The 21,577-nt window shown below is 69.7% G+C and carries 24 protein-coding genes; 2 read left to right on the plus strand and 22 right to left on the minus strand.

Translation table 11 applies throughout. The features are described 5' to 3' along the window. Position 1 precedes the first annotated feature (1 nt). Together ABEA77_RS02995 and queC are read right to left on the minus strand one after the other, a co-directional pair. Positions 2-691 (minus strand): 6-pyruvoyl trahydropterin synthase family protein, encoded by a 690-nt coding sequence (locus ABEA77_RS02995; RefSeq protein WP_345640691.1) that lies wholly within the window; start codon positions 689-691, stop codon positions 2-4. After that, on the minus strand, positions 688-1,407 hold the full coding sequence (gene queC, locus ABEA77_RS03000; RefSeq protein WP_345640694.1) for a 7-cyano-7-deazaguanine synthase QueC: 720 nt from the start codon (positions 1,405-1,407) through the stop codon (positions 688-690). The genes ABEA77_RS02995 and queC overlap by 4 nt, the downstream gene beginning before the upstream one ends. Positions 1,408-1,622: 215 nt before the next feature. Here queC and ABEA77_RS03005 point away from each other — a divergent pair, with 215 nt between their 5' ends. Then, on the plus strand, positions 1,623-3,092 hold the full coding sequence (locus ABEA77_RS03005; protein ID WP_345640698.1) for a peptide deformylase: 1,470 nt from the start codon (positions 1,623-1,625) through the stop codon (positions 3,090-3,092). A 42-nt stretch (positions 3,093-3,134) separates the two neighbouring features. Here ABEA77_RS03005 and ABEA77_RS03010 read toward each other — a convergent pair whose 3' ends face one another. From ABEA77_RS03010 to ABEA77_RS03105, 20 genes are all read right to left on the minus strand, one after another. Further along, the gene (locus ABEA77_RS03010; protein WP_345640701.1) at positions 3,135-4,031 is read right to left on the minus strand and encodes an endonuclease/exonuclease/phosphatase family protein; all 897 of its coding nucleotides are present in this window, start codon (positions 4,029-4,031) and stop codon (positions 3,135-3,137) included. Positions 4,032-4,057: 26 nt separating this feature from the next. Further along, complete coding sequence (locus tag ABEA77_RS03015) at positions 4,058-4,951, minus strand: endonuclease/exonuclease/phosphatase family protein (RefSeq protein ID WP_345640704.1); 894 nt, start codon at positions 4,949-4,951, stop codon at positions 4,058-4,060. 407 nt (positions 4,952-5,358) lie between these two features. Beyond that, positions 5,359-6,180, minus strand: coding sequence for an endonuclease/exonuclease/phosphatase family protein (locus tag ABEA77_RS03020; RefSeq protein ID WP_345640706.1), 822 nt, complete (start codon positions 6,178-6,180; stop codon positions 5,359-5,361). Further along, entirely contained in the window at positions 6,177-7,109 is a 933-nt protein-coding gene (locus ABEA77_RS03025) for a hypothetical protein (protein WP_345640709.1), read from the minus strand. Before ABEA77_RS03025 ends, ABEA77_RS03020 begins: the two co-directional genes overlap by 4 nt. Further along, positions 7,106-7,717: a DUF6624 domain-containing protein gene (locus ABEA77_RS03030; RefSeq protein ID WP_345640710.1), complete on the minus strand. Its 612-nt coding sequence runs from the start codon at positions 7,715-7,717 to the stop codon at positions 7,106-7,108. The genes ABEA77_RS03025 and ABEA77_RS03030 overlap by 4 nt, the downstream gene beginning before the upstream one ends. Beyond that, positions 7,714-8,010, minus strand: coding sequence for a helix-turn-helix domain-containing protein (locus tag ABEA77_RS03035; RefSeq protein WP_345640713.1), 297 nt, complete (start codon positions 8,008-8,010; stop codon positions 7,714-7,716). The genes ABEA77_RS03030 and ABEA77_RS03035 overlap by 4 nt, the downstream gene beginning before the upstream one ends. Further along, positions 8,007-8,429 (minus strand): recombinase family protein, encoded by a 423-nt coding sequence (locus ABEA77_RS03040; RefSeq protein ID WP_345640715.1) that lies wholly within the window; start codon positions 8,427-8,429, stop codon positions 8,007-8,009. The genes ABEA77_RS03035 and ABEA77_RS03040 overlap by 4 nt, the downstream gene beginning before the upstream one ends. A 283-nt stretch (positions 8,430-8,712) precedes the next feature. After that, complete coding sequence (locus ABEA77_RS03045; RefSeq protein WP_345640718.1) at positions 8,713-10,167, minus strand: MFS transporter; 1,455 nt, start codon at positions 10,165-10,167, stop codon at positions 8,713-8,715. After that, a complete protein-coding gene (locus tag ABEA77_RS03050) occupies positions 10,164-10,766 on the minus strand; it encodes a helix-turn-helix transcriptional regulator (protein ID WP_345640719.1) in 603 nt (200 codons plus the stop codon). Before ABEA77_RS03050 ends, ABEA77_RS03045 begins: the two co-directional genes overlap by 4 nt. After that, on the minus strand, positions 10,763-12,598 hold the full coding sequence (locus ABEA77_RS03055; RefSeq protein ID WP_345640722.1) for a glycoside hydrolase family 15 protein: 1,836 nt from the start codon (positions 12,596-12,598) through the stop codon (positions 10,763-10,765). The genes ABEA77_RS03050 and ABEA77_RS03055 overlap by 4 nt, the downstream gene beginning before the upstream one ends. Before the next feature lie 238 nt (positions 12,599-12,836). Further along, entirely contained in the window at positions 12,837-13,532 is a 696-nt protein-coding gene (locus ABEA77_RS03060; RefSeq protein WP_345640724.1) for an HAD family hydrolase, read from the minus strand. A 5-nt stretch (positions 13,533-13,537) separates the two neighbouring features. After that, a complete protein-coding gene (locus ABEA77_RS03065; RefSeq protein ID WP_345640727.1) occupies positions 13,538-14,260 on the minus strand; it encodes a hypothetical protein in 723 nt (240 codons plus the stop codon). A gap of 13 nt (positions 14,261-14,273) precedes the next feature. Continuing rightward, a complete protein-coding gene (locus ABEA77_RS03070) occupies positions 14,274-14,699 on the minus strand; it encodes a hypothetical protein (protein ID WP_345640730.1) in 426 nt (141 codons plus the stop codon). Continuing rightward, positions 14,696-15,928: a cytochrome P450 gene (locus ABEA77_RS03075; protein ID WP_345640733.1), complete on the minus strand. Its 1,233-nt coding sequence runs from the start codon at positions 15,926-15,928 to the stop codon at positions 14,696-14,698. Before ABEA77_RS03075 ends, ABEA77_RS03070 begins: the two co-directional genes overlap by 4 nt. Positions 15,929-15,981: 53 nt before the next feature. Then, complete coding sequence (locus tag ABEA77_RS03080; RefSeq protein ID WP_345640736.1) at positions 15,982-17,232, minus strand: acyl-CoA dehydrogenase family protein; 1,251 nt, start codon at positions 17,230-17,232, stop codon at positions 15,982-15,984. Between the two features lie 53 nt (positions 17,233-17,285). Further along, positions 17,286-17,828: a GAF domain-containing protein gene (locus ABEA77_RS03085; protein ID WP_345640739.1), complete on the minus strand. Its 543-nt coding sequence runs from the start codon at positions 17,826-17,828 to the stop codon at positions 17,286-17,288. Then, positions 17,825-18,451 (minus strand): GTP-binding protein, encoded by a 627-nt coding sequence (locus ABEA77_RS03090; protein WP_345640742.1) that lies wholly within the window; start codon positions 18,449-18,451, stop codon positions 17,825-17,827. Before ABEA77_RS03090 ends, ABEA77_RS03085 begins: the two co-directional genes overlap by 4 nt. Next, on the minus strand, positions 18,429-18,740 hold the full coding sequence (locus tag ABEA77_RS03095) for a DUF742 domain-containing protein (RefSeq protein ID WP_345640745.1): 312 nt from the start codon (positions 18,738-18,740) through the stop codon (positions 18,429-18,431). Before ABEA77_RS03095 ends, ABEA77_RS03090 begins: the two co-directional genes overlap by 23 nt. A gap of 49 nt (positions 18,741-18,789) precedes the next feature. Continuing rightward, positions 18,790-19,224 carry a roadblock/LC7 domain-containing protein gene (locus tag ABEA77_RS03100; RefSeq protein ID WP_345640747.1) on the minus strand — a complete coding sequence of 145 codons (435 nt, stop codon included), beginning with the start codon at positions 19,222-19,224 and terminating at the stop codon, positions 18,790-18,792. A gap of 29 nt (positions 19,225-19,253) precedes the next feature. After that, positions 19,254-20,765, minus strand: a complete 1,512-nt coding sequence (locus ABEA77_RS03105) for a sensor histidine kinase (protein ID WP_345640749.1) — start codon at positions 20,763-20,765, stop codon at positions 19,254-19,256. Between the two features lie 283 nt (positions 20,766-21,048). On the opposite strand from ABEA77_RS03105, the gene ABEA77_RS03110 reads away from it, so the two are divergent. Further along, positions 21,049-21,279 carry a hypothetical protein gene (locus tag ABEA77_RS03110; protein ID WP_345640752.1) on the plus strand — a complete coding sequence of 77 codons (231 nt, stop codon included), beginning with the start codon at positions 21,049-21,051 and terminating at the stop codon, positions 21,277-21,279. Positions 21,280-21,577 lie beyond the last annotated feature (298 nt).

The raw sequence follows: 21,577 nt of genomic DNA on the forward strand, positions 1-21,577 counted from the left end.
CTCACCTCGTGTACTCCGCCCAGCTCGTCTCCGTCTCCGAGACCCGCACGCACACTTCGCTCCCGTCACCGCCCGACAGGCACCGGTCTGCCAGCCACTGGGAGAAGTACCGGGCGAGGTGTTCCGAGGTCGGGTTCACACCGGGGATCGCCTCGTTCAGCACGCTGCCGTGCATGGTGCTGTGCAGATAGTTGCGCAGCACGACGGGAACGTCCCCGAACCGGGGGACGGCGGAGACGGGCATGCTCAGCACGTAGGAGTGGCCGTGCAGACGCCCGCACGGGTGGCCTTCGCGCAGACCATGCAGATGATGGGAGGCTTCGAAGGCGGCGAAGGAGGCCAGCCTCGGGGGCTGCAGCCGACCGGTACGCACCTGGACCGACTCCAGCACGGACACGATGTCGGCCGGCAGGTTGTCGCGCACCCAGCCGGTGAGATGCTCGGCGATGCCCTCGTTGCTCGTGTTCCTCACCGCGGCGTTGAGGATCTGGTGGTCCAAGACGCTGTCGATGTACTGCTTGAGGGGGGCTAGGTCGCCGAAGTCGACGACGAAGCCCTCCGGGCTGAGCACCGGGGAGGACAGCACGACCTCCGCGGTGAACGAGTGGCCGTCGTAGGTCCCGTCGTCGAGCCGCCGCGTGGCCTCGAAGCGGAAGTTCTTGCCGATCCGGAAGAGGGGCAGTTTCCTCATCGGGCGGCGCCCTTCGGTGACTTCGGTGACGGCGCGTAGAGGGTGGGGTCGGCCACCCCGGCCTCGTTGAATGCCTCCCGGCGCTCCACGCAGGTCCCGCAGGCTCCGCAGTGCACCTCGCCGCCCTCGTAGCACGACCAGGTCAGTTCGAACGGCACGCCCAGGCGGGCGCCAGCGCGCACGATGTCGGCCTTGGTGAGTTCCAGAAACGGGGCGACGAGCTGAAAGTCGGATTCGATGTGCCCCTCGTTGCCGGCCTTGATCGACGCCTCGATGAGAGTGAAGAACTCCGGCCGGCAGTCCGGGTAGATCGCGTGGTCTCCGGAGTGCGCGCCGAACGCCACCGCATCCGCCCCCGCAGCGACCGCGGCGCCGGCCGCGATCTCCAGCATGATCGCGTTCCGGTTCGGGACAACGGTGCTGCGCATGGTCTCGGCGCGGTAGTGGCCGTGCGGGACCGCGATGGACGGGTCGGTCAGGGCGGATCCGCCGAGGATGCGGCCCAGCGACGTCAGGTCGACGATGTCGTGGGACACGCCGAGCAGGTCGGCGAGGTTCGCGGCATGGGCCAGTTCCTTGACGTGGCGTTGGCCGTAGTTGAACGACAGGAGGCTCAGGGTGACGCCGTCGTCGCGCAGCTTGTAGGCCGTGACGGCGCTGTCCAGGCCGCCGGAGAAGATGAGCACCGCGTCACGCGGTGCGGCAGTTTCGAGCATGGGCGTGCCCTTCCGAGGTCCCCCGGAGCCATGTCCGGGGCAGTGGATTTTGTGGACCTGGATCTGCTGGCGGAGAGGAAATCCGCCAGCCATGTGAGCGGGTCGGACTACCTCCGCCACCGCCTGGTAACAGTCAGCCCGAAGCGGGCAGGATGAGGCACCGGTGAGCCGCGCTCACTCACGCAATCCGCGAACTCACCCACGAGGGGCCGTACATGCTGAGCCAGGGAGAACCGTCGTTCGCAGCCGAGCTGAAGCACTTTCGCGAAGTGCGGGGCTTGTCCAAGGCGGACCTGGCCCGCCGCCTGCGCATCTCGCCGTCGTACGTGAGTCACCTGGAGTCCGGAAGGGAGCGCGGCTCTTCGGACCTGGCCCGCCGCCTCGACAAGGAACTCGACGCGGGGGGCAAAGTCTGGAAGGCGTGGCAAGACGACGACAGCGGCACGCAGCCCACTCCAGAGGCTGGTGAGGCGCCGCCGTCCGCCGGCATCCTCGTCCTGGAAGACGCCGCGGCGCTGCGCTACGACGGCTCGGTCTACCACCTGACGATGCACAGGCACCTGCGCAACACGGGTACGGAGCCGATCACCCGCTACCTCGTCCGCATCGCTGTCGACCGCTACCCAGGTGAACCCGAACGCTCCAACGCCCTGTACCGGTCTCGGCCCTTGACATGGGAAGAATTGCAGCTGGAAGCGCACTGCGGCGACGAGCAGATGGGGCGCGTGGTCAAGCACGACCGCGACGCCTTCAAGGAGGTGTGGCTTGAGTTCGCCAACGCGCGAACCCGCTTCCCCCTCTACCCGGGCCAGGAAGCCAGCATCACCTACAGCTATGCGGTCACTGCCGACAAATGGGGCCCCTGGTTCCAGCGGGCCGTCCGGCTGCCCACCCGCGAGCTCACCGTCAGCCTCTCCTTCCCCACTGCCCTCCAGCCCACCGTCTGGGGCACCGAGACCTCCCTGAGCGCCAACTTCGCCCCCCTGCGCACGCCCCCCACCCAGGCTGTCGACGCAGACCACACGGTCTACACGTGGACGACCCTGGACCCGCCCCTCCACGCCCGGTACCGCATGGAGTGGCGGCTGAAGACCGGACACCTTCAAGAGAGCGAGCCCGTGAACACCTCGTCCCCAAGCGCCCTCATGGCAGCCGCTGGCATCATCCAGGAAGGTGACGTTCTTCTTCAGACCGTCGCCCAGCCCTTCGACCTTCCCGCCGAGGCCGACGAGGCGCGCCATGTTGTACGCGAGCTCAACGCCGCGATCTCGCGGGTGAAGGAACTCCATGACTTCGGGAAGGGCATGGGCATCGCCGCTCCGCAGATCGGCATCGCCCGCGCCGCCGCCGTCATCGTCCCGCCTGGGGAGGGATCCACGCCGATCGTGCTGCTCAACCCGACGGTCGCCGAGTCCTCGGCAGAGATCGACCGGCAGTACGAAGGGTGCCTGTCGTTCTTCGACGTTCGCGGCCTTGTCCCACGCCCGCTTCACATCGTCGTCGCGCACACGGACATTGAGGGAACGCCCCGACTCACCCGGTTCGATCACGGACTGGCGCGCTTGGTCCTGCACGAGGTTGACCACCTCGATGGCAAGCTGTATCGCTCCCGCATGGAACCGGGAACCCAGCCGATCCCCGTCGAGGAGTATCGCGGCACGGGGCAGAACTGGACCTACCAGTGAGGACTGACTGCTGACGGCTTCGTCTCTTGGCAGCTCGGACACTCACGCCGCCCGGGTGAGCGGGCGGTTGAGGATGTCGGTGAGGGTGTCCCGGTCCAGGCGCACGACGACCGTGTGGTGGTCGGACAGGCCGGTCATGTCGACGACTTCGACCTCGCGGACGGCGGGCAGGAGCTGCTTGCTGACGTAGATCCGGTCGATGCGCGCATCCGGGCCGTGGGTGTCGCAGGCGTCGACCGTGGGCGCGACCGCGCTGGTGTCACCCGTGGTCGCGACGAGGTGGCGGGCGACGTCGTGCAGGCCGGCAGTGCGCAGGGTGTCGTCCGGACGGTCGTCCATCCGGCGCACGCCGTCCGGCCTGACGTAGGAGCGGTGCGCCCGGTGGGGCTCGTCGCGGATTTCCTCCAGGACGGGCAGGGCCGGTTCCCCGGGGGTCCCGGCGACGGGATAACTGTTGTTGTCGCCGCCGAGCAGCGCAGGATAGTGGACGTACCGGTCGCCGTCCTTCACCCATTTGTCGTTCCACTTGGTCAGCCACTCGGCCTCGGCCAGGCGGGTCGTGGTCGAGCAGTAGTTGAGGTGGTAGGAGCCCACGATCAACGGGACCGCGCCGGGGGCCGAACCGGCGAGCTGCAGGGTGCGGACGGTCGGTGGGAGGACCCACATCGGGCCGGTCTTCGGGATCTCACCGACCTGGGTGAACAGGTCCGGGTCGTGGTAGAGGGCGGTGCAGCACTCCGGGCCGATCAGGCCGGCCATGCCGAGCACGGCTTCGGCCGCGTCTGCGAGCTCGTTGCCGTTGTCCTGCGCGTTCCACACCTCCTGCCGCAGGAGCAGATGCAGGTCGAGCGAGGCCAGCCGGTCGTGCATCCACTGCCACAGTGCGCGGTCGCCGCCGCCGTTGTTCTCGAAGTTGCAGATCGCCGCGTTGATGAGCATGGAGCTTTCCCCCAAAGGTTGAAGTGTCAGCGGGCGGGTGTGAGGACCTGGCGGAGGACGTCGAGGTCGAAGTGAGCGACCAGCAGGGCGTGGTCGGACACCTCCCGCACCTCGTCGGTGGCCAGGACGTCGAAGGCGAGGAGGGCCGGGGCGAGGTCGGGGGTGCAGTACATGCGGTCGATGCGCTGGGAGGGACCCTGATCGTTGCGCTTCAGGCTCGCCGTCGCCGTAAGGGCGCCGGGCTGGCCGAGGATGGTGCCGGCGTGCAGGCCGAGGTCGGTGAAGACGGGGTTGCCGCCGGAGAGGATCTCGTCCGGCCGGGTGTCCGAGACACGCCGGCCGGCTCGCTCGATGGTGCGGTGCTGGAAGTGGATGCGATCCTCGACCGTGTCCCAGTCCGGGAGCGCCACGGACTCCAGCGCTGTCTGGTGCGGGTAGCTGTTGGCGTCCATCCCCACCAGGGCGCTGCGACCGTGGTCCGCGAGGGTGGTGAGCCGCCTTGCTTCGGTCGCGCGCAGGTCCGGGTCGTAGTGGCACAGGTGCGCCGAGGCGAGGTCGAGCGACTTGGAGCAGCCCTTGAGGCGGACGCGGGGGTTGCAGATCGGCTTCCACGGCAGGTCGTGCTCGAAGTAGCCGTCGATGAGGAACAGGCTGGGGTCGACCATGACGCCGACCGGGTTCTTGCTGCGCCCTTCCCGCGGCGCGGGCATGAACGGGACAAGGCCGCCGAGCCGATTGGCCTCGGCGTACAGGTCGGCCTTCCCGCGGTCCCACGCGCCGGTCAGTTCTTGGCGCAGCACGATGTGCGGTTCGATGGAGGCGAGGATGTCTCGGGCCAGGTCGCGGTGGTCCTCCCCTCCGCTCCGGCCGCGGCCGTTGTGCTCGATGTTCCAGCAGGCGATGCGCACTTCATTGGTCACAGACGGCAATCCCTGTTCGTGGTCTCGACAGTGGGCGGACGCGGCGGGGCTCACCCGGGCGGGGGTGAGGACGCAGTGGAAGATCGCGTGGTCGAAGGGAGCCATGGCCGGGGAGCGGTCGGAGACCTCGGCGACTGCGTCGTCGGCGAAGGCCTCCAGGCACCGCAGGGCCGAGGCGAGGTCAGGGACTGCCGGGACAGTCGTGCGCCCTCGTGCAGGGTGATGAACGGGACGGGCCGTGACGCCCCGGCCGGGATCGGACTCAGCACGACGACACCAGGAGAGTCCGATGTCCGATCGTCTCCACGCCCGGCTGACCCGGCCGGAGCGCGCCCGCATGGGCCGCCACGTCTGCTCTGCCACACCGGCAGTGAGGGCGGCACACGGGGCAGGGCACCTGACGTGGATCATGCTGCATCCGCCTGCGGCAGTTCGAGCGTGACGATGAACGGCAGGTGGTCGCTCAGGCTCCGGGCTTCCTCGGTGTCGGGGACCTCGCACCCGGTCAGGGCGGGAGCGAGGCCCGGCGCGAGGAGGATGTGATCCGAGCGGTGGTCCCACCGCTCGGCGTCGCTCCAGTAGCCGGCCGTGCGTGGCACCGGGATGCCGAGCGCTGCTACAGGATCGGTGAAACCGGCGTTCACGAGCTTGGCCATCGCCAGGCGGTCACTGGCGCCGTAGCTGCCGTCGGGCAGTTGCGACCGGTGGCGGGAGTGCAGTTCGGCCGGAATGACTCCCCAGTCCTCCAGCTCCTCGTCGACGAGGCCTTGGACGTTCAGGTCTCCGGCCAGGACGACGCGCCGGCCGGCGGCGCCGTATTCGGTCAGCCAGTCGGCTTCGCGGGCGCGGCTGCCGCCGTTGAAGGGGGCCAGGTGGGTGTTGAGCACGGTGAGTTCGTGGCCGTCCACAGTGAGGTGGGCGCGGGAGACAGCATGGTGGAAGGTGCCTTCTGCGACATCGGGGTGGAACGCCGTACACCGCACGCGGGGCCACCGGAAAAGGGTGACCAGGTGGCACTTGTGGCTGTTGGACGGAGCGAACCGGGCCTGCATCCCCAGCAGTTCGGCGAAGCCGAGCATGCGGGCATAGCCGCCCTCGTCCCACCTCTTCGCCTCCTGCAGGCACAGGACGTCCAGGTTCTGCGCCCGCAGAAACTCCGCCTGGGCGCGCCAGCGCTCACCGCCGCCATTGAGCAGGTTGTACGTACCCAGCCGAACGCTGATGGTCATGCCGCACCGCCAGCAGCCGCCGGGTGATGGCCGTGGGCGGACACGGCGCACCGGTTGTCGTGCGGCTGATACATCGCGGCGGGCCGGTGCAGGATGGAGCGCAACTGCGCCACATCGAACTCGGCGCGCAGGGGCAGGTGGTCGGACAGCCGACGCAGTTCCGGGGTGTCGCAGACGGTGAAGCCGGCCAGGACGGGGGCGAGTTCCGCGCTGAGGTATCCGCGGTCGATGCAGTACCTGGGTCCCTTCGGCCGGCCGGGGTGGTCGCGGTAGCCGGAGGAGGGGTCCAGGGCATCAGGCTGGCCGAGGTGCTCGGCGGCGTGGCGGCCCATCTCGACGTATCCGGCGGCGAGCATCTCGCGGTCCGGGCGGTCGTCGGTGTGCCGCCGGCCGCCTTCGAAGTAGGTGCGGTTGGCTACGAAGGCGAGGTCGTCGTAGCCCTCCCACGGACCGCCCTCGTCGGCGCGGTAGCTGTTCCAGTCCCAGAAGTGGAGCGCGAGCCAGCCGGGCTTGGCCAGGGTGGAGCACCACTTCGCTTCGGACAGTCGGTACTCCGCGGACCAGTAGCATGCGTGCCCGCTGACGCAGCTGATCTGCCGCGGGCTGAAGGTGCCATCGTCGTCGCGCAGTTTCACCGCGATGTTGGCCGGGGCATGCCAGGGGGCCCAACTCTGCTCGTACTCCTCGACGAAGGCGAGCGGGCCGCCGCGCTTGACGAAGATGGCGTTGTCGTTGTTGCTGCCGGGCCGGTGGACGGCGATGTACCCGTCCATGCCCAGACTCTCGGCGAGGACGCCAAGCTGTCCGGGCTGGACCTCCTGCTGGAAGAAGATGTCCGGGTCCTGCTGCTGCACCCAGGCAGCAGCCTCCTCCCAGTTGATGCCCTTTTCGACGTTCCAGTTCAGCGCGGTGATCGTGCTTGCGTTCATGCCGCGTGCCTTTCGGGCAGAGGGGCGGGCTCCGCTGCAGCGGAGACGGATATCGAGGCGTGGGGCCCGTGGCGCTCGCGCAGACCGCGGGACTGGTCGTCGTAGGGCGGCAGTCCAGCACTGGCCCTGCGGGTGTCGAGCTGGGCGGGGCCGGAGATCGGGTGCGGTTCGAGCCGGCCATCGAGGCGGAACCAGTGCTGGGTGCCGTACACCTGGGCCTGTCCGGCGTTGACGAGACAGCGATCGTGCAGGTGGGCGAGTTGGGCGCTGGTGGCGTCGCCAACATCCACGGCCTTGCGGAGCAGGCTCAGCAGCGTCCGCTGGAGCGCCGGGTTGTGGTCGCTGTGCACCGCGATGTTCACGGCGGCCTGGCAGGCTTCCGGACCCACGGTGCTGCGGCCGGGCCACTGCCCGAGCCGTTCGACGATCCGCTTCAGTCCGGCGGTGCATTCTTGCTGGGCTTGGTCGAGGGCCGCGAGCGCGTCCGGCGTCATGGCCAGGCGTTCGGCGCCGGGCGTGCGCCAGTGCTCCCTGGCGCGCTGCTGGCGGCCCAGCAGGTCCTCGGCGAGAGCGGGATATCCCGGCACGGGCTGGCGGGGGCCGGTCACGATTCCACCTGCCCTGCCGCACCGCCGTTGCGGGGCCCGCGCCTGGTGGCTCCGGCCTCGCTCAGGACGAAGTGGATGGCGCCGTACGACCGCCCCGTAGCCTCGCAGATCTCGCGGATGGTGACCCGGCGACCAGGGGTGCGGTAGGCGGCCACCACCTTCTTCGCGAACTTCTCCCGTTTGGCGCCGGTCAGCTTCTTGCCCCTCTCGATGACGGGCAGGTCAAGGCGCTCAGGGGGCGGCTTCGGGCTCGGTGTCGTCACGGCAGCTGCGCGCGTTCTGGGCGAGGTCACAGCACGTTCTCCTCGCGCGCGAGGGCGAGCGCGGCGCCCGCGTCCCGGATCTGGGCGAGCATTGCGGCGTACTCCCTGTCGTCGTCGCTGATGTCGATCCGGGAGGCGGCGAGGATGCCGTGGATCTCCCGTCGCCGGGCCGCGCCAAGCAGCCGGGCGAGCTGCGGTCTCGTGGCCGGGTGGGTCGGCCCCGTGAGATCGAAGGTGCGGTCCGCGACCGTCCAGCCGTGCCGTGTCGCGAGGGCCTGCGCGGCGGCGAGACGGGGTGCGGGATCCTGCCGCGGGCCGACCAGGACGTAGAGCGCGAACCGCGTCTCGCCCGCGACGTCCCGCAGGACCGTCTCCAACTGCGTGCGTCGCAGCGCGCCCAGGTGCGACTGCGCCGCACGGGGACGCGGGAGCGCCGTTGCGGCGTTCATGCCGAGCCTCCCGCCGTCGTCAACTCGCCCCATGCACGGACCGGTCGGGGCCGCACGTAGGCGTCGTGGAACGCGGCGTACGGTCCGGCCGTGACGAATCCGGGAAGGGGCACCCGTAAGGCGAGAAGGAGCTCCGCCAACGTCACCGATATGCGTAAGGGCAGGTCGCTCAGGGCAGTTCCCGATACCTCTCCGCGGGGTTCAGTGCGTGGGTGCCGTCGCGGGAAGCAGGACTGCTGCTCGCGGCGCGGAATGGAGCGGGTGGCCGGGGGGCCCGAGACGTTCACGGGAGTTTCCTTCGAGGCGGGGACACAGGACATGGAGGAGGCTCGGCGCAGGTTGTGCCCCTGCAGCACGGGAGAGGAGACTGCGTCGTGCCGGGCGCGATCAGTGGACACGGTCTCCGCCTTCCTCCAGCGATCGACTGGCGGGATCGGGCAGCGCTGTAGCGGTACCGGGCATGACCTTCAGATGGCGGACAGGGGAGACCCACAGCAGGGCCACCGGACCGAGAAGAAGCACCATGCCGGTCAGCAGCGCCGCCCACACACCGACCACGGCGGCGACGGCGCCCGCCGCCACGGTTGCCAGAAGGCGGGCTCCGGCGACCAGCCACACAGAGGTCTGCTGGACACGGGACTGAAGATGCCGTGGGCACAATTGTGCGGAGCGACCTCTGTGTGGACGCGGCCGCCGTGACCGCCACCGCCTGAACGGCAGCGGCGGTCCCCAAGGCGATCAACCAGCCGTGCCCGGAGCGGGCAAGAAGGATCGGCGTCCCGCATATCGGGTACGCGGCGAAGCCGAGGAGCAGGACGGCCCCGGGCCCTATCCGGTCTACCAGCCGGCCGGCGACCAGGGCGCCCACGAGACTGCCCGCCCCAACCGCGCCCAGCACCAGTCCGAGACCGGCACTGCCGTAGTGGAGTTCGGTCAGCAGGTAGTACGCGAAGTACGTCACGACGATGCCCTCGGCGAACGCGTGGTAGGCCATGGTCAGGACCAGGGGCCGCTGGAGCGGATCGCGCAGGACGTGCGCGATGCCCTCACGGATCGACGTGATCATCCCGGGGCGCGGCCCGGCCGGATGCCGGGCTGTGCGGATGGTGGAGATGCGCGAGGCGCACCAGGCGCTGATCAGGTAGGACGCCGAGTCCAGGAGCAGGCAGCGGGCGGCACCGAGCAGGCTGACGGCGGCGGTCCCGCCGTAGGTGCCGGCGGATCCCGCGACCGCGAAGGCCGCCATCACCTGGGCGTTGGCGGCGGGCACGAGGTGCGGTTCCACCAGCTCCGGCACGATGGCGATCGCCGCGGCCTGGTGCAGCACGGTGAGCGCCCCCAGCAGGAGGGCCACGCAGTACAGGACCGGCATGGAGAGCGTTCCGGCGGCCCAGCAGGCGGGGACCACTGCGACGACCGCGGCCGCGGCCAGGTCCGTGCCCATCATCAGCCGCTTCTTGGAGCAGCGGTCGCCCGCAACGCCGGCGGGCAACGCGAGGAGGAACCCGGGTGCCATCACGGTGGAGGCGAGCATGGAGACCTGGCCCGGGGTGGCATCGAGTTCCATCGCCGCGATCACGGGAAGAGCGACGGCTGAGACCGATGAGCCGGCCAGGGCCGTTGCCTCGCCGAGCCAGTACGCCTGGAAGCTGCGGTGGCCGCGCAGTGAGGGTGCTGGTGCCGGGGTGGCGGCGTCGAGCGCTCCGGCGTGTGCCGGCCGAGTGGGCGGAGTGCTCACGGCGCCTCCCGGTCGGGGCCCCACAGAAGCCCCTCGCGGGCGGCGTAGGCGACTGCCTCGGCCCGCCGTTCTACGCCCAGCCGCCCGAAGATGCTCTTGAGCGTGTACCGGACATGCTCGTCGTCCCGATGGAGGCGCCGGGCGATGCCGGTACGGGAGAGCCCCTCTGCCACGAGGACCAGGACGGCGACCTCCGGCGGCGTCAGGAGTACGCCGGGCCGGCCGAGTGGCGCGGCCGCGGCGGTCCGGATGCGGCTGCCCACACCGGTGGGAAGGCGGTGACCGCCGTCAGCCACCAGGGATTTCACGCCCGTGAGTAGGTCCGGGTCATCGTGTAGCTCGGCGGATCGCACCACCGCCGCGACGCCGTACGGCGCGACAGCGACGATGTCGTGCGCGGTGACGCGGCCGGCCACCAGCACGACCGCGATGTCGGGGTGGTGTGCGTAGTGGGACTTCAGGTCGTCATGGAAGGCGCGGTCGACGCGGCCGGTGGTCAAGACCGTGACGTCCTTGGGGACAACGGCGCTGTCGCCAACGGGATCCGTGGCGGGCGCGGTCGAGGTGGGTAAGCCTTCGGCAGTGGCGTTCAGGCTCATCGGGACGCACCTGCGAGGAGCGATGCCCGCTGTTCACCGAGTTCCAGTTCGAGGGCGCCCTCCACGATTCCCTTGTGGCTGAAGCCCTGGGGGAAGTTCCCGAGCTGGCGCTGCAGGTGTGGGTCCCATTCCTCGGCCAGCAGCCCGACGTCGTTGCTCAGGGCGAGTAGGCGCTCGAACAAGGTCCGTGCGTCGTCGTGGCGGCCGATCATCGCGAGGTCCTTGACCATCCAGAACGCGCAGACGAGGAACGCTCCCTCATCTCCCGGCAGCCCGTCCACACCGGGGTCGTCGCCGTTGGTCGGGTAGCGCAGGAGTAACCCGTCAGGGGTGGAGAGTTCCCTCTGGACGGCCTCGATCGTGCCGATGACCCGCTTGTCGTCCGCCGGCAGGAAGTTCACCTGGGGGATGAGCAGCAGTGCGGCGTCGAGTTCCTGACTGCCGTAGTACTGGGTGAAGGTGTTGCGTTCGGCGTCGTAGCCGTTGGTGCAGATGTCCAGGTGGATGGTGTCGCGGAGCTGCCTCCACTGCTCGACGGGGCCGTCGGCGTGGCCGTCCTCGACGAGTTTGACGGCCCGGTCGACCGCGACCCAGGCCATCACCTTGGAGTGCACGAAGTGCTGGTTCGGGCCGCGTACTTCCCAGATGCCCGCGTCAGGTTCACCCCAGTGCAGCTCGACCGACCGCACGAGCTCGAGCAGCAGGGTGTTGCTGGTCTCGTCACGTTCGAGACCGCATTGAGCGGCCAGGTGAAGGGTTCCGATGACTTCGCCGTACACGTCGAGCTGGCGCTGGCCGGCGGCTCCGTTGCCGATGCGGACCGGGCCCGACGCCTCGTAGCCGACGAGCCAGTCCAGCGTGGTCTCCGGCATATCGCGTTCTCCGGCGATGCCGTACATGATCTGCAGGTTCTCCGGGTCGCCGGCGACCGCGCGCAGCAGCCACTTCCGCCAGGCACGGGCTTCGTCGAGGTAGCCGGCCCGCAAGAAGCTCGACAGGATCTTTGCGGCGTCCCTGATCCAGACGAAGCGGTAGTCCCAGTTGCGGACGCCGCCGATCTCCTCCGGCAGCGAGGTGGTCGCCGCGGCGGCGATCCCCCCGGTCAGCGGGTTCGTCAACGCCTTCAGCGTGATCAGCGAGCGGATGACCGAGGCCCGGTAGCGGCCGTTGTAGGTGCACCGTGAGACCCAGTCCGCCCAGAACTTTTCGGTGTCCTCGAAGGCCTGGTCAACGTCCAGCCTGCCCGGCGGGCCCTTGTACGAGGGCTGCCAGCTAAGGGTGAACGTGACGCGCTCGCCCTCGGCGAGCGTGAGGCGGGAGCGAGTGGTCAGCTTCTCGCCGTGGGTCTCCGCCTCGGTGTCGAGCCATACCGCGTCAGGGCCTGCAACCGCGGAGATGCGGTTGTCGTCGGTCTTCTGAACCCAGGGCACCACCCTGCCGTAGTCGAAGCGCAAGGACAGGGCGACGTCGACGGTGACAGTTCCGGTGACGGCTTCGGCAACCCGGACCACGCGCGGGCTGTCGTCGTCGTCCGTGCGCGGCGGCATGAAGTCGGTGACCCGCAGCGTGCCGGTCGGGGTGTCCCACTCCGACTCCATGATCAGCGAGTCCCCGCGGTAGGAACGGCGGTCGGCCGCAGGGCTCGGGCCGACTCCGAACACCGACGGGCCGATACGCCAGTAGCCGTTGTCCGGGGTGCCAAGAAGTCCGGCGATCACGGCCTCCGAGTCGAGCCGGGGCAGGCACAACCAGTCGATCGTCCCGTCACGGCCGACGAGTGCGGCCGTCTGGAGATCACCGATCAGTGCGTAGTCCTCGATACGCCCAGCCATGGAAGTCCGTTCTGGTCAGTGGTCCGCGGGGGACCGTGGTGGTTATCGGGTCGTGCGGCTCGACGCCCGCGGGACGCGGGCGCCAGGTGGTGCGGTGAGGCCGGCGCAGCACAGGGCAGGCGGCCCCGACCTCGGCGCGGATTACAGCGGGGTATGCAGCTGTGCGGCGGTGATGATCACCGCGATGGCGATCACGAAGGTGGCCAGCCGGGCGATGTCCTTGCCTCGCACAGCTGATTCACCCGCCCAAGAGCGACAGGGGAGAGGTGCGAGCCGGACGGGGCGGGTTGCCGAGCAGCCAGGCGGCTGCCTGCACCACGTCCTGCGCAACGTGAATGGGTTCAGGGTCGAGGTCATGACGTGTGCGCCCGTCGGCGATCCACACGGTGCGCAGTCCCGCACGCTGTCCACCGCCGATGTCGGCGACGAGACAGTCGCCGGTCATCACGCCGTGGGCGGGGTCATCGACACCCAGCTCGTCCAACGCGATCTGAAACAGGACCACGCCCGGTTTCCGAACGCCGTACTCGCCGGAGATCACGACCGAGCCGAAGTAGCAGGCCAGGCGCGCGACTTCGAGCTTGCGGCGCTGCGTGTCGGGAGCTCCGTTTGTGACGACGCCCAGTTCCCAGCCGTCGTCGGCGAGTTGCTGCATGGCGGCGCAGACCTCGGGACGGTAGGGCACGAGCTCGGTCGAGCGACGCCGGTAGTCGGCGTGCAGCGACGCGATGGATCGCCGGAGCCCGAAGGCACCCTTGATCTCCGCGAAGAACGCGTGACGGGCGCCGGCATGGCACGTCTCGGCTCGCATCAGCTCGGGCACTGGGATGCCGGTGGAAGCGCAGAACTCCTCCGCCCACCGGGCGAATGCAGCTGCGTGGTCGGTGAGGGTGCTGTCCAAGTCGAACAGCGCCGCCTTGCGTGGCTTTCGCATCGTCGTCATCCCCACGTCGGCCCCGGGACGTCCAACGTGGCCCCGCCAGAGCGAGTGCGGGTTCGCCGGCCAGCCGTGGCCAGCGTGGTCTCGTCGAGCTCCGCGTCGCGCAGCTGGCGCATCAGCTGGCGTGCCACCACCCGGTTGATGGCATCGTCGTCCAGCCGTACGACCTGCTCGAGCAGAGGCGGCTCGGTGGCGGAGTACACGGTGCCGCGGACGCCGACGACCTCGGCCTCCTGCACGCGCACCGCGATGAACCCTTCCTGCAGGACCTCGCAGGCTTGCAGAGCATGGAAGGCGTCTGTGCGGCAGACCGCGGGGGTGGCGGTCGTGATGTCCCCAGGGAAGGTCAGGGTCGCGCGGGTGTCGGCGTCCACGTGGAGCAACCAGAGCACCCCGCGCTCATCACGGTCCGGCTCGCCCCCGCAGATCCCGCACTTCGGGCCCGCGTCCATCACCTCGCGCTGCCGTGCGGGATGGTGGTGCGCCATCGCCACGGGGCCGGACGGCACTCCGCCCCACCGCTCCCACAGAATGCCGTCGATGTCGCGGTCCTCGGGACGCTCGTCTGCGTAGTAGACGTGCCCGTGCTCGTCGAAGAGCACGTCGACGTCGCACAGGAACTCGCCCTCATGGGGGGCGATGTAGAGCGGGCTCCGATGGATCGCGCGCCTCGGGGAGGCGACGGGCCTGCCCGGGGTGGCTGGAAGACTTGGGGTGTGCACGGGACTCTCCTGGTCAGGAAGTGAGGATCCGCTTGCCGAGGGCATGCAGCGTGAACTGAAGGAGCAGGGGGGCGGTGAACACGCGCCCGCAGTGGGGCCAGCGGATCCACCGGGCGTGGTCGTGCGCCTCGGGGGCACCGGGCGGCGGCGGGAGTCTGATCGTGGAGCCGCCGCGCAGGTAGCGAACAGGCTCGGGCCAGTTGGGGTCGTCCGACTCCTCGGGGACGAAGAACACCCATCCGTCGGCGAGCGCGGCGACGGCCCCCACCGGGTCGGCCGGGTGCCCGCCGATGATGTCAAGGGCGTCATGGGCCAAGGGCTCGGGCACGACGATGGCGTCGAGGCCGGGGCCGACGCGGAAGACGCCTCCGCTGTGGAGAAGCAGCAGGTCAGCGAGGTCAGACTCGCGTGGTAAGCCCTCCGAGATACATGAGTTCACCTTGGCCTCCTCGCGGCTGAGGGTGACGTGGCATTCCCGGCGTGCGGAGAGAGCTCGACAGCGACCGGCACGCTGGTGTAGCCGCGCACCGTGTTGTGCAGGGCGCGGACGAGGTCGCCCGCTGGTGCCAGGTGTGCGCACCGGTGCGCGAGCGCCCGCAGAAGGCAGCGGGCCTGCATCAGGGCCAGCGACACACCCGGGCACTGGTGTGAGCCCTCGCCCAGGGCCAGATGCCGGTCGGCAAAGGGGCGAACCAGGTCGTAGGTATCGGCACGCGCGCCCCACTTGCGCTCGTCGCGGCCCGTGGAGCCGTAGAGCAGCCAGAGTTGCTCACCGGCCTCGATCCGCACGCCGCCCAGGGCGGTGGTGCGGGTCACGATCCGCCCGCGTCCTTGTATCGGGGCATCGAGACGCAGCGCCTCATGGAATGCCGCCTCCGCCCGGTCGGGGTCCTTGCGTAGCCGGGTCCACTGAACGGGGTCCTGGGCCAGCCGGGCGATCGTCTCGACCAGTCCGAGCACGGTGGTGTCGACGCTGGCAGTCGCGTAATCGCAGGTCAGCGCCACGGCCTCCGGCTCGGTGAGCTTGTCGCGGTCGACTGCGGTGTACGCCGCGGCGGCCAGGGAGTCAGGGGCGACGGTCTCGCGGCTGAGGGCCCGCTCCAGAGCGGCGCGCATCGCGGCGGCCTCCGGGAGGGCCTGGCGGAAGCGGTCGTTGTCAGGGCCGAACACGTCGAAGGTGCCGGCCAGCAGGACGGAGTTCTCGGGTTCGGTGAGCCCCACCAGGCTCCCGGAGGTCTCGCACACCATCTGCCGGGCCAGGGCGACGGATTCGAAGAAGCCGGTCCTGGTGTGGTCGGCGACCAGGCGGTGAGCGCGCGAGGAGAGCTCTTCACGGCGCTTGGAGACCGCCCGTGGGGACAGACGCCGCGCAAGTACCTGGCGCAGCCGGGCGTGCTCCTCGCCGTCGCGCGCCATCATCGAGTCGGCGAGGATTCCGGAGTTGGCCTGCTCCGTGAGCGCGACCCCGCCGTCCGAACTGAAGGTAACCGGGTCCTTCAGGACGGCATGGACTTCGGCGTAACCAGGCACGGCCCACACTCCGTGCTGTTCCAGGTGGACGGCCGGGCCCGTAGAACGCAGCGCCGTGTAGGTGGGGTAGGGGTCGGCAAGGACGCGTTCGTCGAACAGGCTGACGGAACAGCTGGGGGCGGAAGTGTGCGTGGGCATCGGGAATCTCCAGGGAGAGGGGGACGGGACGCGGGGGTACGTCCGGCGCCGGGTCAGGCCGGAACAGCCGTGGCGGCGCGGCCGGCGAGGCCCGATCCGGTGAAGCGGCGGGAGTACTGGCCCTTGGTGAGGCCCAGGGCGGTCTCGGCCAGCCTCAGCAGTTGGATGTCGGAGGTGCCGGCGGGGGCGTAGATGTGGTGCGCGTCGCGCAGGTAGCGCTCCATGGGGCGGTTGGTGTGCAGTCCCGCGGCCGCGTGGATCTCCATCGCGGTGCGGGCGGAGTCCAGCGCGTACTCCGTGTTGACGTACTTGGCATTCATCAATTCGGCGTCACACGAGGAGAAGTCGGTGCGCGCCTCGGGGGCGTCGTCCTCGGGCCGGTGGCGGTCGAGGAGGCCTGCCGCGTGGTAGGCGGTGAGCCGGGCGGTCATCAGGCGCGACTGGATCTGGCCGAGCTTGGCGCGGACGGTCGGCAGCTCGTGCAGGGGCTTGCCGTAGCGGATGCGCTCGTGGCAGAAGGCCGTGGTGGTCTCCAGGATGGCTTCGTGTATCCCGAGGGCCACGGCCGTGAGGTTGGGCCGGCCGTACAGGATGCTGGAGGAGTAGGCGACGTCCCGGCCGTCTCCTTCGGCACCGAGACGGTTGGTGGCGGGGATGCGGCAGTTGTCGAAGACCAGCTCGCCGAAGGAGAAGCCGTGCAGGCCGAGGGTCGGCTGGGGTGGGGAGAGGGTCAGACCGGGGCGGTCGGACTCCACGAGAAAGGCGGTCAGACCTTGGGAACCTTCACCAGTGCGGGCCACCACCCCGTGCAGGTCACCGACATGGGAGTTGCCGACGTAGACCTTGGCGCCGTTGAGGACGTAGTCGTCGCCGTCGCGCTCGGCGGTCATCTCCATGCCCAGTACGTGACTGCCGGAGACCTCCTCAGTGACCGCAATGGTGGGCAGGCATGTACCGGCGGCGATCCTTGGCAGCCAGATGTTCTTCTGCTCCGGGGTGCCGAAGTGCACGATTTTCGCAGTGCCGAGCTGCGAGGCCTGCACCATCGCGCCCATCGCGGCACTCACCCGGGCGAGTTCCATGACGATGACGGTCTTGGCGAGGTGGCCGACCGCCATCCCGCCGTATTCCTTGCCGATCGTGGCGCCGACCCAGCCGCGGCGGGCGATGTCGCCCGCGAGGGCGTGCTCGATCTCGCGGCTGGCTTCCATGTCCGCGACGCGGGGCGCGACGAACGCTTCGGCGAAGGCGCGTACTTCGTCTCGGAGTTGCAGGTGGCGGTCGGTCAAATACGACTCGGACACTGAATTCCCCTCCAAAGGGACACCCGGGCTGGGTGTCGTCGGCGAAGCGGTAGCTACGGAAGCGGTATGCCGGAGCGCTGGTAGACCAGCTGCTGTACGCGGTCGCGATACTGCTTGATGAGCGCGAGGGATGCCTGTCCGGTGGACCGGTCCATCCGCTCCAATCCGACGAAGCAGACGGTGCCGAAAACTTCGCCGCCCGAGCCGTCCGGATGCGTGTGAATGAGAGGGGCGCCGGCGTAGGTGCGGATGCCGAGCTGGTCGACGACGGGGTTCACGGCGAAGCGCGGCTTGGCGAAGACATCGGGCAGCACCAGGGCGGTGGTGCGGCGGGCGACCTCGGGGCAGTAGCCCCAGTCGGGGGCCATCGACCGCTCCACCTGCGGCAGCCCGTTGGCGGGGGGCGCCGACAGACCGACGAACTCCTGACGACCGGTGGCCGGGTTGAACGCGTTGACGATGGCGTACGGCGCGCCGGCCTCGGCCGCCAACTCGGTCGCCAGGGCGTCCAGTTGCGGGTCCGGGTGGTCCATGCCGAGCTGGCTCAGCAGGTGTATGCGGGCGTCGGCTGGTGGGGTGCCGAGGACGGGAATCACGGGCGGGCTCCTAGGGCGGCGTGTGCAGAGGCGGGCAGGTGGGACAAGGCATGGACCAAGAGATCGGAAAGGACGTCGCGGACGGACTCGCGCTTCCGGGCGTCGCAGGCCAGGACCGGGACGTGCGCGCCGAGGCGAAGAGCCTGGCGGACCTCGTCGAGCAGGTAGCGCGGAGCGGTGTCGAACAGGTTCACCGCGACTAGGAAGGGCAGGTGCTTGCCCTCGAAGTAGTCCACGACCGCGAAGGCGTCCTCCAGACGGCGGGTGTCGACCAGCACCACCGCGCCGGCCGCGCGGTAGGAGAGGTCGTCCCAGATGCTGTTGAACCGGTCCTGCCCCGGGGTGCCGAACAGCATCAGCACGATGTCCGGCTCGGCCCCCGGCCCCGCGAGGGTGACCCGTCCGAAGTCCATGGCCACGGTGGTGGTGGTCTTGCACTCCACCCCATCCAGCCGGTCGATGCCCTCGCTGGCCTGCGTCATCGGGGCCTCGGTGAACAGGGGCCGGACCTCACTGATCGCGCCGACCATCGTCGTCTTGCCGGTGCCGAAACCTCCCGACACCACGATCTTGAGCTTGCGCAGGCGCGAGGGTGCCGCCTCAGAGGGCACGTAGCCGGACAAGGACCGTCTCCAATAGTTCTCGGGTGGGGCCGTCATCGTTCTGCTCCGCGACGACCAGGGCCTGCAGGTGCAGCAGATCGGAGGCAAGGATCTTGACGACCTGGACGGGCTGGCCCAAGCTCGAGGCGAGTTCAGCGACAGCCCGGGGCGTCGCGCACAGCAGCCGGATCCACTCGCTCTCAGGCCCGAGCTCGACGTCGGCCGGCGCGGGGCGCGCCGCCAGAAAGGTGTCCAGCTGAAGTGGGTAGTCGGGCCGGGTGCGGCCCCCGGTGAGCGTGTAGGGGCGCAACCGCGAGCCGACCGCCTCAGCGGCCGGGTCAGGGTGAGAGCGGACCACGTCACTGGACCGGCCGCGGCACGGTGCGGACGGGGTTGAGCAGATGCTCGTGCATCCTGTCGATCCACTGGAGCATCGCGTAGCCGACCACGCCCGCATCGGCCGTCTCGTTGGTGAGTACCGCCAGAAGGTTCCCGACCTTGCCTGCGACCTGCTGCGGAACCTTCGCCCGCATGACGAACAGCGTGCCGGAGTCATGCTCGACCACGGTCTGCTGCACCTCGCCGGGGGCGTCCCGGAATACGCCGTTGGCCAGAGACGCGAACCCGCTGACCGCGGCGGCCAGGCGGTCGGCGCCCTCCTCCGGGAGGCCATGGAATTCGTCCACCAGTCCGTCGGACGAGACGAGGACGGATGCGACAGCCCCGGGGGTGTGGTCGACGAAGTCCGCCAGCATCTGGCCAAGGGGACTCAGCTCGATGGTGTGTTGCGACATGGGATCTCTCCAGATCGGGGGTAGGGGGGTTACTCGCCGTCCGGGCGGTGCTGCGCTGCCCGCTGACCCTGGCGGTACGACGCCAAGAGTCCGGGCGTGGGACCTTTGCTCGTCACCGGCGCAGCGGCGGTGCGAGCCGGGCCTTGGGGGGTGGGCTGGGCCGGGCGGACGGGCAGAGGGATGCGCCCTTCCGTCGGGGCCACGGCCGTGTGCTGACGCGGGGCCGATGCCGCATCCATGGGGCTCGGTTGAGGGGCGCTGGCTGGGTGCGTCCGTCCGTAGTCACCGTGGTGCGCCAGCGGCTCGGGGCGTGCCCCGTACGGCGTCGCGGCGCGCGCCGGTGTGGGTTCGCTCCGAACCTGGGGCGCGGGGGCGGTCGTCAAGACGGAGTTCGGGATGAGTGCGAAGGCGGTCGTCCCGGGGCCGTCGTGGTTGGCGCGCAGTTGGACCCGGATGCCGCAGCGCCGGGCGAGCTGGCCGGTAACCACCAGGCCGATGGCGCCCGCTCTCAGCCGCGCGTACACATCCACGGTGTCGGGTGCGTCCAACTGCGCGTTCAGCTCGTCCATTTGGGCGGGCTGCATGGATATGCCTTGGTCGCGGATGGCGATCACCAGGCCGCCTTGCTCCTCGGTCGCAGTCAGGACAACGCGGGTGCGGGAGTCGGAGAACCGGACCGCATTCTCCAGGAGCTCGGCCAGGAGATGCACGAGATCCGGGCCCACGTGACCGGGGAAGGCCAGCTTGTCCGGGGGCGGCGTGATCTGGACCCGGTCGTACCGTTCGATCTCCTCGACAGCGCGGCGCAGGGCGGTGGACACCGGCAGCGGCGTACGGCTGCGGCCGGCGAGGGGCTGGCCGCCCAGGACCGCGATGTTCTCTGCCGATCGGCGCAGCTGCGTCACCAGATGATCGATGCGGAAGAAGCTGTCGAGGATGTCGGGGTCCTCGACGCTGCTCTCCGCCTTGTCCAGGGCTTCCAACGCGCGGGCAATCAGCGCGCTTTGCCGCTGAGCGATCGTGCGCAGCAGGTCCGTCTGCGCACGCTCTTCCAGAGCGTTGTTCTGTTGGAGCTGCGCGGCACTGGCGATGGCCTGCTCCACCTCGCCCCGCACGACGAACAGCAACTGCTCGATGGCGACTACGGGGTCGGCGCTGAGAGAGCCGCTGAACAGCGACGGTGCTGCGGCCGGGGTGCCGTTGGAGGTTCCCGTCCCCGCCCGCTCCATGGCCTCGCTCACCGCTGTGCGCAGATCTTCGAGGCCGATCACCACGTTCTCCAGGTGCAGGTTGGCACCCGCGAGGGCGGCGTCGGCGCGGCGCACGCCGTAGAAGGTCATGCCGAGCCAGACCGCGGCCGCGCTGGAAGCCGCCACCGGGAGAGGAAGCTGTCCTGTCTGGTAAGCCGCCCCGGCGGCGACGGCAGCGACACTGGCCCCCAGCATCGGCCGCAGGACCAGCCCACGCAGCGAGGACTGGGTCAGTGCTACCGATCCGGGTGCGCGACGGCGGAGTTGAGTCGGCCGGCGGTGCTCAGACATGCGCTTCCTCACGGTCACGGGCCCAGCGGGAATTCACGGCTGGGCGGGAGAGTCGTCGGGCGAGCAACCGCCAACGCCAACGGCGGGGCTCAGGTCGTGCCCGAGGCGCACCCTCGGGACGGAGATGAGCAAGAACGTCCTGGACGCATTCGGCAGCCATCACCAGGCGGATCCGCGACTCCATGTGACCCAGGGGTCGGGGCAGCCGCCCCAGAAGCTGCATCCGAGCGATCCGTGAGGTCGTCTCGGCACGCACGTCCACGATCCGGAGCAGGCTCTCGAGATGAACGGCGAAGCTGACGAGAAGCTGGTCGACATCGGCCTGCAGAGCCGGGAGAGGCCTGTCATCGCCCAGTACCAGGTGGACGTCTCGGTGCGCGCCGGCGACGAGGGAACTGACCTCCAGAGAGGCGTCTTTGTCCGCCATCCGTGGCCCCCACCACAGGTAGGGGACTTCCACGGCAGGCCGCGCCCGCCGAGGGGCGAAGGCGGTGAGGCTCATCGAGACTCCTGAAGGGGTACGGGCGGCGGTTTCGGGTGCGGAACTCATCCGGAACTAAGCGTGATCGCCTCGCCGCGGCACCGGTACGCCAAAGCGTGGCCACCTCATGGCCATATCGAGCACGTGAGGGCTGCGCCGTACCCCTTCCTCTGCCTCCGCCCGGGGCGCAAAGGGGGTCGAATTGCCCATCCGATGGGCTGACGACGGAGCGAGATCGGTGCGTGGCCATCTCGCGGCCACCTTCCCGGAACCGCTTGACATCGCCCGGCTGAGCAGACTCACGAAGCTGACGTTTCGCGTGCTTATAGGC

The sequence above is a fragment of the Streptomyces tremellae genome (genome assembly GCF_039540215.1).
Lineage (GTDB): Bacteria > Actinomycetota > Actinomycetes > Streptomycetales > Streptomycetaceae > Streptomyces > Streptomyces tremellae.

Excerpts from the sequence above, each read along its gene's own strand:
- ABEA77_RS03075 (WP_345640733.1), bottom strand. The coding sequence starts at position 15,928 with ATGCCCACGCACACTTCCGCCCCCAGCTGTTCCGTCAGCCTGTTCGAC.
- ABEA77_RS02995 (WP_345640691.1), bottom strand. The coding sequence starts at position 691 with ATGAGGAAACTGCCCCTCTTCCGGATCGGCAAGAACTTCCGCTTCGAG.
- ABEA77_RS03005 (WP_345640698.1), top strand. The coding sequence starts at position 1,623 with ATGCTGAGCCAGGGAGAACCGTCGTTCGCAGCCGAGCTGAAGCACTTT.
- ABEA77_RS03110 (WP_345640752.1), top strand. The coding sequence starts at position 21,049 with ATGAACGGCGAAGCTGACGAGAAGCTGGTCGACATCGGCCTGCAGAGC.
- ABEA77_RS03010 (WP_345640701.1), bottom strand. The coding sequence starts at position 4,031 with ATGCTCATCAACGCGGCGATCTGCAACTTCGAGAACAACGGCGGCGGC.
- ABEA77_RS03020 (WP_345640706.1), bottom strand. The coding sequence starts at position 6,180 with ATGACCATCAGCGTTCGGCTGGGTACGTACAACCTGCTCAATGGCGGC.
- ABEA77_RS03105 (WP_345640749.1), bottom strand. The coding sequence starts at position 20,765 with ATGTCTGAGCACCGCCGGCCGACTCAACTCCGCCGTCGCGCACCCGGA.
- queC (WP_345640694.1), bottom strand. The coding sequence starts at position 1,407 with ATGCTCGAAACTGCCGCACCGCGTGACGCGGTGCTCATCTTCTCCGGC.
- ABEA77_RS03050 (WP_345640719.1), bottom strand. The coding sequence starts at position 10,766 with ATGAGCCTGAACGCCACTGCCGAAGGCTTACCCACCTCGACCGCGCCC.
- ABEA77_RS03060 (WP_345640724.1), bottom strand. The coding sequence starts at position 13,532 with ATGCGAAAGCCACGCAAGGCGGCGCTGTTCGACTTGGACAGCACCCTC.
- ABEA77_RS03025 (WP_345640709.1), bottom strand. The coding sequence starts at position 7,109 with ATGAACGCAAGCACGATCACCGCGCTGAACTGGAACGTCGAAAAGGGC.
- ABEA77_RS03055 (WP_345640722.1), bottom strand. The coding sequence starts at position 12,598 with ATGGCTGGGCGTATCGAGGACTACGCACTGATCGGTGATCTCCAGACG.
- ABEA77_RS03040 (WP_345640715.1), bottom strand. The coding sequence starts at position 8,429 with ATGAACGCCGCAACGGCGCTCCCGCGTCCCCGTGCGGCGCAGTCGCAC.
- ABEA77_RS03100 (WP_345640747.1), bottom strand. The coding sequence starts at position 19,224 with ATGTCGCAACACACCATCGAGCTGAGTCCCCTTGGCCAGATGCTGGCG.